Annotated in this window: 8 protein-coding genes and 1 pseudogene; all 9 read left to right on the top strand. The window is 42.8% G+C overall.

All coding sequences use genetic code 11. The features are described 5' to 3' along the window. Positions 1 to 76 precede the first annotated feature (76 nt). Complete coding sequence (locus tag BacF7301_RS03280; protein ID WP_167960164.1) at positions 77 to 1,645, top strand: DUF4832 domain-containing protein; 1,569 nt, start codon at positions 77 to 79, stop codon at positions 1,643 to 1,645. Positions 1,646 to 1,769: 124 nt separating this feature from the next. After that, positions 1,770 to 3,599 (top strand): DUF4886 domain-containing protein, encoded by a 1,830-nt coding sequence (locus BacF7301_RS03275; protein ID WP_167960162.1) that lies wholly within the window; start codon positions 1,770 to 1,772, stop codon positions 3,597 to 3,599. A gap of 33 nt (positions 3,600 to 3,632) precedes the next feature. Next, a pseudogene (locus BacF7301_RS03270) lies at positions 3,633 to 4,025 on the top strand (DUF4886 domain-containing protein); the annotation flags it as partial. A 350-nt stretch (positions 4,026 to 4,375) separates the two neighbouring features. Beyond that, entirely contained in the window at positions 4,376 to 6,583 is a 2,208-nt protein-coding gene (locus BacF7301_RS03265; protein ID WP_167960160.1) for a glycoside hydrolase family 3 N-terminal domain-containing protein, read from the top strand. Between the two features lie 84 nt (positions 6,584 to 6,667). Further along, positions 6,668 to 7,780, top strand: a complete 1,113-nt coding sequence (locus BacF7301_RS03260; protein ID WP_167960158.1) for a glycoside hydrolase family 88/105 protein — start codon at positions 6,668 to 6,670, stop codon at positions 7,778 to 7,780. A 218-nt stretch (positions 7,781 to 7,998) separates the two neighbouring features. Continuing rightward, positions 7,999 to 8,541: an RNA polymerase sigma factor gene (locus BacF7301_RS03255; protein WP_167960156.1), complete on the top strand. Its 543-nt coding sequence runs from the start codon at positions 7,999 to 8,001 to the stop codon at positions 8,539 to 8,541. 147 nt (positions 8,542 to 8,688) lie between these two features. Beyond that, entirely contained in the window at positions 8,689 to 9,615 is a 927-nt protein-coding gene (locus BacF7301_RS03250; RefSeq protein ID WP_167960154.1) for a FecR family protein, read from the top strand. A gap of 147 nt (positions 9,616 to 9,762) precedes the next feature. After that, a complete protein-coding gene (locus BacF7301_RS03245) occupies positions 9,763 to 11,319 on the top strand; it encodes a DUF4832 domain-containing protein (RefSeq protein ID WP_167960152.1) in 1,557 nt (518 codons plus the stop codon). A 56-nt stretch (positions 11,320 to 11,375) separates the two neighbouring features. Beyond that, on the top strand, positions 11,376 to 14,765 hold the full coding sequence (locus BacF7301_RS03240; RefSeq protein WP_167960149.1) for a SusC/RagA family TonB-linked outer membrane protein: 3,390 nt from the start codon (positions 11,376 to 11,378) through the stop codon (positions 14,763 to 14,765). Positions 14,766 to 14,782: the final 17 nt, after the last annotated feature.

The raw sequence follows: 14,782 nt of genomic DNA, 5'->3' as shown, positions 1-14,782 counted from the left end.
CTATTGCCGTATTCCACAAGATACGGCAATAGTTAATATCAATATTGAAATGAAAATAGAAAAAACAGTATCTGTTATGAAAAGTTGGAGCATAGCTCTCTTGCTTTTCTGTTCAGCAAATTTATCCGCATGTTCGGGTGGTGATAATAATGGTGATGAAGGAAATGGAAATGGTGAACTGCCTGCCGGTAATGTCACAGTGAAAATCACTCCAGATAAGAAAACTGTATTACGTAATCCGTTGAATGGCTGGGTGATCTATATGGGGCGTGGTTGGGATGAAAATTTCTGGACAACAGAAGGTTACGATAATGTTTCCGTGCCGGAGTTGGCAGAACCGGTAAAGGTTTCCGACTATGCCAGTACATGTTATATACGGACAAGTTGGAGCTCATTGGAGCCGGAAGAAGGGAAATATATCTGGAAAGATCCGACTGCCCGTTTAACCAGATTACTGAAAAGTGTTTTGGAGCGTGGGATGCGTTTGTCTTTCAGAATCGTAGTGGATGGACGTGACCAGGGACTAAACACTCCCCAATATGTTTTTGACGCCGGTGCACATTGGTATAAAGATCCGGGACCAACAAACGAGGAGACTGCATTAGCGCGTAAATCACCTTTTCCCGATGATAAGGTTTTTCAGGAAAAATATACTAAGTTCATAGAAGCACTTGCACAGGAATTTAATGACCCGGATAAAGTCGATTTTATAGATGCTTACGGATTAGGAAAGTGGGGTGAAGCACACACGATGATTTATGAAGATCATTCAAAAAAGAAACAGGTTTTCGAATGGATTACAGATTTGTATTCCCGATGCTTTACCAAGGTGCCGTTGGTAATTAACTACCATCGTCTGATTGGTGCTGAAAACACTTCTGGCTGGGGGGCTTTAGATCCTGAAACGGAAGGTTTGCTTGAGAGTGCTATAAACAAAGGATATAGTTTGCGTCATGATGCTTTTGGGATGAATGGTTATTACCAAGATTGGGAAAAGCAGTTTGCAGCCCGTTGGAATTATAAACGTCCTATCATTATGGAAGGAGGTTGGATCGTAAATCAGCATCGTTATTGGCTTGATCCTATGGGTTATCGCGAAGGGCATCCGGAAGATGTACGTCAGGGAGAATTTGATGCTTCGGCTGAGGCACGGGTCAATATGATGGACTTTCGTGCAGGAAGCGAAACCATGTCTTGGTTCAAGTGTTTCGGACTGGTACAGCGTTTTGTTACCGAAGGTGGTTATCGTCTATATCCTGATATGGTTTCATTGCCTAAAGATGTTAAGAGTGGCGAGAAAATAACGATTGTTCATCGTTGGAATAATATGGGATGGGGGTATTGTCCCACTAATATTCCGCAATGGAATCAACGCTATAAAGTAGCATTTGCTTTGTTGGATGATAAGAACGAAGTAAAAAAGGTATTTGTTGATAACCAAACAGATTTATCTACATGGTTGAAGAACAAGCCGACTACTTATAATTTTGATTTGACATTGAAGGGAGTGTCCGTAGGTGCTTATAAGTGGGCGGTAGGTCTTGTGGATACCACTAAAGATAATACAATCGGATTGCGGATGGCAGTCAAGAATAACCTGTTAGACTCCGGTTGGGTGAAACTGATGGATATAACGGTTAAGTAACGGTTATCCTGTTATAAATATCTACATAAAGAATGTTATTCCACTCCTTATTGGAGAGGAGATAATTCTATATATCCTTTTTATTCATTATAAGAAAATGTGTAACTACTAAAACTTCTGTATTATGAAAAATGTATTTTTTCAAAATAACATAGCATGGAAATATAGCATGTTCCTGATATTCTTGTTTATAAGTAATGTGTTTATATCTTCTTGTTCCGACGATGAAGTAGACAATCCTATCAAGGGTACTCATTGGATGATTGTGGAAGATGTTGTTAGCTTGCAGACTGGCGATGAAATGACTATCAATCCAATTTTTAGCAGTACGGAAGCTGAAAACCTGGAATATGTATGGACATCTTCCGACCCGGAAATCCTGAAAATCATAGAGGATAATGGTACAAATGTAAAGGTTGAAGGAATGAAGGCAGGAAAGGCTTTCATCAAAGTGGAATCTCCGGGAGAGACGAAACGACTTTCTAAAGTAATATCCGTAACGGTTAAGCAATCTCCGCTTCGTATTTTGGCAATAGGTAATAGCTTCTCGCAAGATGCAGTCGAACAATATCTGTATGAATTGTTGAAAGCGGAAGGAATTGAAGCTGTTATCGGTAATATGTATATCGGAGGATGTTCTTTGGAAACTCATTGGGCTAATGCTAACGGTAATCAAGCAAAATATAGCTATCGTAAAATAGAGAACGGAAGCAAGACTACTAAGGCGAATACTACATTGGAAGCAGCTTTGAAAGATGATAAATGGGATTATATCAGTCTTCAGCAAGTGAGTGGAAAGTCCGGACAGTATGATACATACAAGCCTTATTTAAGTAATCTGGTTAATTATGTGAAAGGCCGCGCCATTAACAAATATATGAAGTTGATGTTGCATCAGACTTGGGCTTACGCGTCTTATTCAAATCATGCTGATTTTAAAAATTATGATAATGATCAGATGACAATGTACAGAGCTATCGTTAATGCAGTAAATGAAGCCGCATCCGACCAAAAAATCAATATAATCATTCCTGCAGGAACAGCTATTCAGAATGGACGTACTTCCTTTATCGGTGACAATTTCACTCGTCTTGACAATGGTGACGCTACGAGATACTATCATTTGGAAACAACTTATGGACGCTATACTGCTGCTTGTGTTTGGTTTGAGAAGATTACGGGAAAGAATGTAGTAGGTAATACGTATGCTCCGAAAGGGTTGGATGAGAAAACGATAAAGGTTGCTCAAACTGCAGCTCATATGGCTGTACAGAGCCCGAATACAGTGACCGAATTGGTTGATTTAAAGAAACGCGTTGATTCGGATGTACTGACTGCTCCTATTTATGTTGATTTTGGTAGCCCGACAATAACTTCCGCTACTCCATGGAATAATTATACTTCTTCCGTAAGTGCCGCTCCATTGTTATTGTCTGATGCAAAGGCTAATGCTACAAACGTAAGCGTGAGAGTAGCTGGCGGATTTACTTCTGTATATAATGGAACATCCGGAGAACCGGATAAGGTAATGGTTGCGGATGAGGTGGAATTTCCTATGTCAGCATGGAAGGATGGAATTATTGTAAGTGGAACTGCTAACGCTGGAGATACTGAACCGGCAACAGTTGAAGTGACAGGTTTGAGTTCTGCCAATAAATATAATTTCACGATATTGGCTGTACGCTTTGGTGGTAGCAAGGCAGCCCGTACATCTGAATATACGTTGAAAGGAAAAAACACTATCGGTCCGAAAGAGATAAGAACAGGTTTGAAGTTAGGTACTAATGATGGAGAGTATGCAACTTTTGAAGAAGTTCCTTATGGAGAATATATCACTAAGTTTGAAAATGTAGAACCAACAGCTGACGGTAAAGTCGTTATTGAGGTTGTTGGCTTGAGTGGAGCTGCGACAGAGGGGCATTTAAATGCATTGTCTATAAGGCAGGTACAGTAACAGGGTCTCATTCTTTTCTATATTCGAATAAAGATGAAACAAAATAAAGTTCTGATTGCAATTCTGCTTTTGTTGCTATCATTTCTTCAGAGTGGAGCATATGCGCAGCAAAAAGCTATTAAAATATTAGCTATTGGCAATAGTTTCTCACAAGATGCGGTGGAGCAGTATTTGTATGAACTGGCAGATTCGGAGGGTATTCCTGTGATTATTGGCAATATGTATATAGGTGGTTGTTCTTTAGAACGTCATGTAAAGAATACTCGTAGTAATGATTCCGTTTATGCCTATCGGAAGATCGGTTTGGATGGTAAGAAGATAGAAAAGAAAAAGATGGCGCTGGAAACGGCACTGGCGGATGAAGAATGGGATTATGCCAGTCTTCAGCAGGCTAGTGCCTTCTCTGGCATGTATGAGACTTACGAAGTGTTTATATCGCTAGTGCGGAAGAAGACCGTTGGGCTGACCCAAAAGGAGAATTTCTTTCCGGGTTTTATGCTTCTCCTGTTTATGAATTGTTCGGTTTGCCGGGATTACCTGTAAAAGAGATGCCGTCTGTCAATCAGCCTATATTATCCGGAACTATCGGTTATCATATCCGTTCGGGGCAACATGACATTAACCTGTATGACTGGACACAGTATGTGAGGTTTGCCGATCAACATCTGAAAAAAAAATGATTAACAGAGATTTGCATGAGAATCCATGATAGCCAATGTGTCTGTCTGAAAGAACTATTTGGATTAATAATATAATAACTAACTGATGAAGAAACAATGAGAAGAAAAGGATTAACTTTCGGTGTATGTCTGTTGGGAGTAGCATGTACCCTTTCGGCAAAAGATATAAAAAGTGCTCCTTTGTATAAGGATGCCGAAGCACCGATTGAAAAAAGAGTCGATGACTTGTTGGCACGCATGACTCTGGAAGAGAAAATTCTGCAACTGAACCAATATACCATGGGGCGGAATAACAATGTGAATAATATAGGAGAAGAGGTTAAGAAAGTGCCGGCAGAAATCGGTTCATTGATTTATTACGATACGAACCCTACTTTGCGTAATAACGTGCAAAAGAAGGCTATGGAAGAGTCTCGTTTGGGCATTCCTATTATTTTTGGTTACGATGCCATTCACGGATTCCGTACTGTATATCCTATTTCTTTGGGACAGGCTTGCTCATGGAATCCTGAATTGGTAGAGAAAGCATGCGCTGTTACTGCGCAAGAAGCCCGTATGTCGGGAGTGGACTGGACGTTCTCACCGATGATTGACGTGGCGCGTGACCCTCGTTGGGGACGTGTGGCCGAGGGATACGGAGAAGACCCGTATGCGAATGGAGTATTTGCCGCTGCTTCGGTGCGTGGTTATCAGGGAGATGATATGTCGGCCGAAGACCGTATAGCTGCCTGCCTGAAGCATTATATTGGTTATGGTGCTTCAGAAGCCGGACGTGATTATGTTTATACTGAAATCTCTGCGCAAACTCTTTGGGATACCTATCTGCTGCCTTATGAAATGGGAGTGAAGGCGGGGGCAGCTACTCTTATGAGCTCTTTTAATGACATTAGTGGAATTCCCGGATCAGCCAATCGCTATACGATGACGGAGATTCTGAAAGAACGTTGGGGACATGATGGGTTTATCGTTTCCGATTGGGGAGCAATCGAGCAACTGAAAAATCAGGGATTGGCAGCTAGCAAGAAAGAAGCGGCAGTCTATGCTTTCAATGCCGGTCTTGAGATGGATATGATGTCTCATGCTTACGACCGCCATATGAAAGAGCTCGTTGAAGAAGGAAAAATAACAATGGCTCAGATTGATGAATCAGTACGTCGTGTCTTGCGGGTCAAATTCCGTTTAGGCTTGTTTGAACGCCCTTATACTCCGACTACAACTGAGAAGGAACGTTTTTTTCGTCCGCAGAGTATGGATATCGCAGCCCAGCTTGCGGCAGAATCTATGGTATTGCTGAAAAACGAGAACGGGCTACTGCCGTTGGTAAATAAAAAGAAGATTGCCGTAATAGGGCCAATGGCAAAAAATGGCTGGGATTTGTTAGGCTCTTGGTGCGGTCATGGGAAAGATACGGATGTAGCAATGCTTTATAATGGATTGGTAACTGAGTTTGCTGGAACAGCCGAACTGCGTTATGCATTAGGTTGCAACACACAAGGAAATAATCGCAAAGGTTTTGAAGAGGCATTGGAAGCAGCCCGTTGGTCTGACGTAGTTGTTCTTTGTCTGGGCGAGATGATGACCTGGAGTGGTGAGAATGCTTCCCGTTCCTCTATTGCATTGCCTCAGATTCAGGAAGAACTGGCAAAAGAATTGAAGAAAGCCGGTAAACCAGTCGTATTGATATTGGTGAACGGACGCCCGTTAGAGTTGAACCGGTTAGAACCTATTTCTGATGCTATATTAGAAATTTGGCAGCCGGGTGTGAATGGTGCGGTTCCAATGGCGGGAATATTGTCAGGGCGTATCAACCCTTCCGGCAAACTTGCCATGACTTTCCCTTATTCGACAGGACAGATTCCTATTTATTATAACCGTCGTAAGAGCGGTCGCGGACATCAGGGCTTCTATAAGGACATTACAAGTGACCCGTTGTATCCGTTCGGTCACGGACTGAGCTATACAGAATTCAAGTATGGCACTGTTACTCCTTCTGTTACGACAGTCAAACGTGATGGAAGTCTTTCAGTAGAAGTTTCTGTCTCGAATACGGGAAAACGTGATGGCTTGGAAACGGTACATTGGTTTATCTCCGACCCTTATTGTTCTATTACCCGTCCGGTGAAAGAATTGAAACATTTTGAGAAGCAACTAATCAAGGCTGGTGAAACGAAAGTCTTTCGTTTTGACGTTGACCTGGAACGTGATTTGGGTTTTGTTGATGGGAACGGTAAACGATTTCTGGAAATCGGAGAATATTATATTCTGGTAAAAGACCAGAAAGTAAAGATAGAGCTAATAGACTAAAATCCGGTAATGGGAAAAATAAGAAGTTGTCTTTAAAGGCTACGGTTGAGTTATAATATCGAATGATAACCAAATGAATATATAATGAAGAAAACACTTTTATTGGGAATATCCCTGTTATGTGCCACTTTTATAATGGCAACAGAGATTCCTTTTCAAAAAGCAGAAATTAAGTCTATCATGCGAAAGGTGGCGGATTGGCAGATTGCCAATCCCCATCCTGCCCCTGAACATGACGACTTGAATTGGCCGCAAGGCGCTCTTTATGTCGGCATGGTGGATTGGGCGGAACTGGCTGAAAAAGAAGACGGCGATGATACCTATTATAAGTGGCTCACCCATATAGGCCGGCGGAATTGCTGGCAGCCGGACAAACGGTTTTACCATGCCGATGATATCGCCGTATCGCAGTCCTTTCTGGATTTATACCGCAAGTACAAAGACGAAGCAATGATTATCCCTACACTCGCCCGTGCAGAATGGATTGTCAATCACCCGTCCGAAGGCAGTTTCAAACTGATAGAGGGAGACTTAAAGACTTTGGAACGTTGGACTTGGTGTGACGCTCTCTTTATGGCTCCCCCTGTATATGCCAAACTATATATGCTGACCGGAGAGAAAAAGTATATCAAATTTATGAATCGTGAGTATAAAGCGACTTATGATTACCTGTTCGATAAAGAAGAAAACCTGTTCTACCGTGACTGGCGTTATTTCGATAAGCGCGAAGCCAATGGCAAGAAAGTCTTCTGGGGACGTGGCAACGGTTGGGTGCTTGGCGGCCTGGTTGAAATATTAAAGGAACTGCCCAAGAAAGACAAGAACCGCCAATTCTATGAAGAATTGTTTGTAAAACTGGCTACACGTGTTGCCGGATTGCAGCATCCGGACGGTTTCTGGCATGCCAGTCTCTTGGACCCTACCTCTTATCCGTCACCGGAAACGAGTTGCACTACTTTCATTGTCTATTCCATTGCTTATGGAATAAACGAAGGCTTATTGGATAAGGCAACCTATCTTCCTGTGATGGTAAAAGGTTGGAATGCATTAGTCTCGGCTGTAGAACCGAATGGAAAACTGGGCTATGTGCAGCAAATCGGTGCCGACCCGAAGAAAGTGACTCGTGATATGACGGAAGTTTATGGAGTCGGCGCTTTCTTGATGGCGGGCAATGAAATCTACAAAATGGCGAGATAATCTGTTCCCTTATAGAGAGGGATGCCAAAAATGGAATATCTGCTTTATACAGTTCCGATTGTAACTGTTAAGTATAGAAGGGCTATATCAAACTTCGTTTCAAAGCAATGATATGGCTCCTTCTATTATTGATAAAGAACGTTAATATTATATAGCTCCACCTATATAACATACAAGAATCCTGCGCCTGTAAATATATAAAATACTAATCTAATTAAATGGAAGACTTGGAAAGAGAACTTTTGTTGATTTCCAAAGGGGATGAGCTAGCTTTTAATAGTTTCATGAACCGATATTCGAAGAGATTATACTATCATGCCTTTGGTATCCTTAGTAATAAGGAAATGGCTGAAGAAGTGGTAGGCGATGTTTTCTTTGAAGTGTGGAAACTACGTAAGACGCTTTTGGAAATAGCCAGCATGTTGAGTTGGTTGAATACGATTGTATATCGTAAGTCAATCTCTTATTTGCGCAAGGAGACAAAGAGTAATCAAGAAATCTCTTTTGAGGAACTTCAGAATTTCTCTTTTCCCGATATGCAGAATCCGATGGATGACATGCTTTCACGTGAAGAACTCCAATGCTTGAATGAAGCAATTGATAGTTTGCCGCCCAAGTGCAAACATGTATTCTTTTTGGCAAAACTGGAACAAATGCCTTATGCGGAAATTGCGCGTATGCTGCAAATCTCGCTTCCTACTGTGAATTACCATATAGGATATGCTATGAATGCTTTGAGAAAGAGACTTGTGGACGGGTGATTTAGAAAAAGAATAGCACTAAAAGAAAAAAATAGAATTTCAACCTATAGATAAATCTAACCTTTGCGTCTTTATAAATAGAAGGGAACTTCTCATGAGAAGATTATAAAAGGGAAAAAGATATTGAAAGGATAAAAAGAATTGAAGATGGATAAAGATATTAATGATTATACATATGGGGATTTGCAGGGCGACATCAAGTTGAAGTCGTTTATAGAACACAGTACCCCGGCCGAGATAGATATCTCCGGCATTAAGAAAAAAGCTTTTTTGAAAATGCATCAGCAAGAACGTAAATCCAGGCAGCGGCGCGTTTTGATGTATGCCGGTTCGGTGGCTGCTACGCTGCTTCTTTTAATAGGTATAAAATATATAGTTACAGAGGATACAATGAACGGTTTGTCCCACATGGAAGTTACGGAGTTGATGGCTGATGCATATGATGAAGAGGTGGAAGTGCCTGTGGGCGAAAAGATGACGTTGATGTTGGCTGACGGCACCAAGATTATAGCCAATTCACGTACGATTGTCCGCTATCCCAAACGTTTTGATGGTGAGTGCCGTGAGGTGTACGTGAAGGGTGAGGCTTATTTCGATGTGGCACACGATGCAGAGCATCCGTTTTTGGTTCATTCAGATAATTTCAGAGTGAAAGTACTTGGAACAAGATTTAATGTGAACAACTACGATACTTCGGATTCGCAAGTGGTATTGGTTCAAGGCTCGGTAGAACTAAAAACGACAAACAATGATCGGGTTCGTATGAAACCGAATGAAATGGTGAATTTGCAGGAGGGTGGTTTCGCTGAGAAGCGGTTAGTAAATACCGACGAATATACTTGTTGGATGCAGGGTATGATTAACCTGGCCGGTGAAAGTGTAGAGTCTGTCACCCAACGACTCAGTCATTATTATGGAGTGACGATTCTGCCTGATGATAAGATATCGGCTAATAAGCTTTATGGCAAGCTGATACTTGGTAATCGTGTGAAAGAAGTTTTGCAAACCATTGAAACCATGACGCAAACCCGTATGAAAGTTCATGGTGATACGATCTACTTAGTGAAGAAGTAACTGCTTTTGTAGTCAGTTGCTACTGAATGAAATAATTACATAAGAACTTATTATCAACCAATTTATAATGCCTTCATAGCAAGGTAGAGGAGACTTATACGCTTTCTCGTAAGGAGAAGCTATGCTTTATTAATACCATTGAAGAATATGAAAAGATACACTTTGTTACGCACATTTATGCTTTTTATAGCAGCTCTGATACTCTGTGGATGGTCTTCGACACATACACAAGCAGCTATAACTAAAGGAGTGAAGGCGCCCGGACAAACAGTATGTTTTGAGCCTGATACTACTTCTGTACTCAAAAATCCCCTTACGGGTTGGGTAATGTACCTGGGACGTGCATGGGATGAAAACTTTTGGCAGACCCAACACTATGATGCTATGCCCGTAAATGGTGGGGACTCTACTGTTCGTGTGAGCGATTATGCCGGTACATGTTACATTCGCATCAATTGGAACATGCTCGAAAGTAAAGAGGGAAAGTATGTATGGAACGATCCGGACTCACGTATCTATAAATTGCTTGCTTCGGTGCGCGAACGTGGAATGCGGTTGGCTTTCCGCATCAATGTAGACAGCCGCGACCAGGGACAGAACACACCTCTTTATGTAAAGGAAGCCGGTGCGAAAGGTTTTCAAGACCCTAATAATTCTCAAATGTGGTCGCCTTATCCTGACGATGCCGTATTCCAACAGAAATACGAAAAATTCCTTCAAGCCTTTGCCGTTGCTTTTGACGACCCCGATAAAGTGGATTTTATTGATGCCTATGGACTTGGCAAGTGGGGTGAAGCGCACGCTGTGAAATATAATGACTACTCAAATAAAGTAGCAGTATTCGAATGGATCACCGATGCTTATGCAAAAGCCTTCAAACGTGTACCATTGGTGATAAACTACCATCGTCTGGTAGGAGACACCATCAGTTGGGCGGAACCACATCCTGATAGTAAGAGACTGCTCGAAAGAGCCATTGCCAAAGGATACACCATCCGTCACGACGCTTTTGGGATGACCGGCTACTACGAACAGTGGGAAAAAGATTTTGCCCGCGCTTACCGCTTTCGCTTGCCCATCATTATGGAGGGAGGATGGATTACCGGAGCACACCACCGTTACTGGATTGATCCCTGTGGAAAGTATCGTGAAGGTCATTCGGAAGATGTACGCTTAGGCGAGTACGAAGAAAGCCGCAATGCTCATGTCAATATGATGGATCTTCGCATTGGCGATGAAGTAGCCTCATGGTTTAATACCTCTTTCGACCTGGTAAAACGTTTCGAGCGTGAGGGAGGATACCGGCTCTATCCCACTGAGGTAAGTTTCGTAAATAAAGCCCGTTCAGGCGAACAGGTGAATGTACAACATAACTGGCGCAATCTGGGTTGGGGATACTGTCCTACCAACATTCCCCAGTGGAAAGGAAAATATAAAGTCTGCATCGCTTTGATGGATACTAATCATAACATTGTGAAAAAACAACTTGCAGAGGAAGCTGACCTCTCAACTTGGGTGCAAGGTCGTGATGGTCATTATACTACCACTATCAATCTGGATGGACTTCAAAAGGGAAGTTACACTTGGCTTATCGGCTTGGTTGATACTACCAAAGCATGCCAGCCGGGCTTGAAGATGGCGGTCGACAAGAATCTTCTATTTGAGGGATGGTGCAAAGTCGGCAAACTTAAAATCAATAAGTAACCGGCAGATTACTCATAAATCGTTATGCAATAAATATTAATTATTAATCTTATATTATGAATCGAAAAACAATCACAACTACGGTGGTGAGCTTGGCAAAAGCTTTCTGCCTGGCTGGACTACTGTCTGTACCCGCTTATTCCAGCGCGTCGACTGTTTCGTTCGAAAAGGTAAATGGGATGTATATCCTTAAAGCCGAAGATTCGACTGTAAAGCAAGTGTTCGACTACATTGAGAAACATAGCCAATATGTTTTTGTCTATGACCAACCAGTGAAAGACCGCCTCAACAACAAAGTAAACATCGAACTGCAAGGAAAGTCGATTGATGCTATTTTGACGGAAGTATGCCGGCTGGCCGATTTGAAATATAACATTCAGAACCGCCAGGTAACTATCACTGCCAATTCTTCTAAAAGGGCTGCCACCCAGGTGAAAAAAGCGAAGCGTATCTCGGGACAGGTAGTTGATGCCACCGAGCTTCCGATGATTGGTGCTACAATTCGTGTGAAAGGTAGTGAAGCAGCTACCATTACCGACCTTGACGGTAAGTTTCAGATTGATGTTCCCGAGGGTAGCGAACTGCTTATCAGCTACGTCGGTTATATGGACAAAACCGTGCGGATAGATAGCAAGAATATGTATGCCATCGTAATGGAAGAAGCCAGCAAAGCACTCAACGAAGTGGTTGTTATCGGTTACGGTGCGGTAAAGAAGAAAGACCTCACCGGTGCGGTGGCAGCCGTGAAAGGGGAAGAGTTGGTGAACAAACGCACAGCCATGCTTTCCAATGCCTTGCAAGGATCACTTTCGGGTGTGATGGTGACGCGTGATAACTCGGCTCCCGGTGCAGGCGCCGCTTCTATCCGTGTGCGTGGTATTACTACTATGGGTGAATCGAGTCCGTTGATAATTGTAGACGGTGTACAAAGCTCGCTCGACTATGTGAATTCTAATGACGTCGAGAGTATCTCGGTACTGAAAGATGCTGCGGCAGCCAGTATTTACGGTTCGAAAGCTGCTGCCGGTGTTATCTTGGTTACTACCAAGCGCGGTAACGATAGCGGTAAAATCAATTTGAAGTACAATGCCGAATTTGGTTGGGAAATCCCTACCAAACAACCCAACATGGTAGGAGTCACCCGCTACTTGGAGATGAGCAACGAGTTGAAGTATAATGATAATCCTACCGGCGGTTTTTTTCAAGAATACACGGCCGACCAAACAAAGAATTGGGTAAAGTATAATGCTACCGATCCCAACAACTACCCCATTACCGACTGGACTGACTTGATTTTGAAGTCGAGTGCACCCCGTATGACTCACACTCTCTCCGTATCGGGCGGTAACAAAGCGGTAAAGTCGGTAGCTACCCTTTCGTATGACGAGGTGGACGGTCTTTACGATGGCCGTGGATTCCAGCGTTATATGTTTCGTTCGAACAACGACTTTAATATCAACGACAAACTTAGTGCCCAAATAGACGTGAATATCCGTCATGCTAAGAGTAGTACTAAAAATTTTGATCCTTTCGATACCATGCGTAAGATGCCTGCTATCTATCCCGCTACCTGGGACGATGGTCGTCTGGCTTCGGGTAAGAGTGGTTCAAACCCCTACGGGTTGCTTGTAGCCGGTGGTAACTCAGTGGCTCACAGTACCCAGGTGGCAGGTAAAGGTTCGCTGACTTTCAAGCCCATCAAGGGATTAAGCATCTCGGGTATCGTATCTCCTTTCATCAATTATCAAAAGAAGAAAGCGTTTAAAAACTCATGCGGATATACCCTCGCCGATGACCCCGAAACTTTCGGCGGTTATTTCGACTCCGGCAGCACATGGACTACTAATTCGCTTGAAGAAACCCGTAAGGATAATTATCATGTCACCAGCCAGCTTATTGCTAATTATATGGGAACCTTTGGAAAGCATAATCTCACAGTGATGGCAGGTTTTGAGAACTACTACATGAAGGACGAAGAACTGACTGCTGCCCGTGATAAATACGAACTTACCGGTTATCCTTACCTCAATATCGGTTCGGAAGATTTCCAGACCAATAGCGGTAAAGGCAATGAGTATACTTCTAATTCAGTTTTCGGCCGTGTTATCTATTCATACGCCGATCGTTACCTGTTTCAGGCCAATGTACGCCATGATGGTAGTTCGCGTTTTGCCAAAGGTTATCGTTGGGGTACCTTTCCTTCATTCTCGGCAGGTTGGGTAATGAGCGAAGAAAAATTCATGAAGAACCTCAATTGGGACTGGCTTTCATTCCTGAAGTTGCGTGGCTCGTGGGGTAAGTTAGGTAACGAACGTATCGGTGACAACTATTTTCCCTACATTGCTTTGATGAGTTTTGGAAATTCATTATTCTATATGGCTGACGGAAGTGTTGTTTCTGATAAGACAGCCCGCCCTGCTGTGTTGGCTGTAGAAGATATTACTTGGGAAACAACTACCAGTACCGACATCGGTCTGGATGCCAACTTCTTCAACAATCGTCTGCAGTTTCACTTTGACTATTATTGGAAGCAGACTAAGGATATGTTGCTGAATATCGAGATCCCTTACTTCATGGGATACAACAACCCCAGTACAAATGCGGGCAAGATGTCTACTCATGGTTATGATATCGAACTGGCATGGAACGACCGGATAGGAGACTTCAAGTATGGCGTGAATGTGAATTTCTCTGACTTCCTCTCAAAAATTGACTATATGAATGATGGCGAGCAAATCAGCGGTGGTAAGATTAAGCGTGCCGGTGTTCTTTTCAATGAATATTATGGTTATGTGTGCGATGGCATCTATCAGACTCAGGAAGAAGTGAACAATTCGGCCCGTACCAGCACTACCGTAACGGTGGGTGACTTGAAATATCGTGATATCAGTGGCCCTGATGGTGTACCCGATGGAATAATCAGCCCCGAGTACGACCGTGTCCCCTTGGGTAACTCACTTCCTCGTTTCCAGTATGGCGGTACATTCAATGCTTCCTACAAGGGGATTGACTTCAGCATTGCTTTCCAAGGTATCGGCAAGCAGAATTCGTACCTTTCTACTGCCATGGTACAACCTTTGCGTGATAACTTCGGTAACGTGCCGTCAATTCTCGAAGGTAAATATTGGAGTCCCTTCAATACCGCTGAAGAGAATCTGTCAGCCAAATATCCCCGCCTTTCGAACGTATCGAAGAACAATAACTACGCCACATCTAGCTTTTGGATGTTCAACGGTTCATATTTCCGTTTGAAAAACCTCACATTGGGTTATACCCTGCCTGAAACTTGGACGCAAAAGGCAGGCATAAATCGTGTCCGTTTCTATGTGAGCGGTAGTGACCTTTTCTGTCTGAGTAATTTCCCCGACGGTTGGGATCCTGAAATGAGCTACAAAGCTTATCCGATTACCACTTCTTTAGTAATGGGTCTGCAAGTTAACTTTTAAATAAATAGGAGTAGAAT

This window comes from Bacteroides faecium, assembly GCF_012113595.1.
GTDB classification, from domain to species: domain Bacteria; phylum Bacteroidota; class Bacteroidia; order Bacteroidales; family Bacteroidaceae; genus Bacteroides; species Bacteroides faecium.
The sequence above is the reverse complement of the archived record's forward strand: the minus strand, read 5'-3'. Positions and strand labels throughout refer to the sequence as shown.

Excerpts from the sequence above, each read along its gene's own strand:
- BacF7301_RS03250 (WP_167960154.1), top strand. The coding sequence starts at position 8,689 with ATGGATAAAGATATTAATGATTATACATATGGGGATTTGCAGGGCGAC.
- BacF7301_RS03240 (WP_167960149.1), top strand. The coding sequence starts at position 11,376 with ATGAATCGAAAAACAATCACAACTACGGTGGTGAGCTTGGCAAAAGCT.
- BacF7301_RS03265 (WP_167960160.1), top strand. The coding sequence starts at position 4,376 with ATGAGAAGAAAAGGATTAACTTTCGGTGTATGTCTGTTGGGAGTAGCA.
- BacF7301_RS03255 (WP_167960156.1), top strand. The coding sequence starts at position 7,999 with ATGGAAGACTTGGAAAGAGAACTTTTGTTGATTTCCAAAGGGGATGAG.
- BacF7301_RS03245 (WP_167960152.1), top strand. The coding sequence starts at position 9,763 with ATGAAAAGATACACTTTGTTACGCACATTTATGCTTTTTATAGCAGCT.
- BacF7301_RS03275 (WP_167960162.1), top strand. The coding sequence starts at position 1,770 with ATGAAAAATGTATTTTTTCAAAATAACATAGCATGGAAATATAGCATG.
- BacF7301_RS03280 (WP_167960164.1), top strand. The coding sequence starts at position 77 with ATGAAAAGTTGGAGCATAGCTCTCTTGCTTTTCTGTTCAGCAAATTTA.
- BacF7301_RS03260 (WP_167960158.1), top strand. The coding sequence starts at position 6,668 with ATGAAGAAAACACTTTTATTGGGAATATCCCTGTTATGTGCCACTTTT.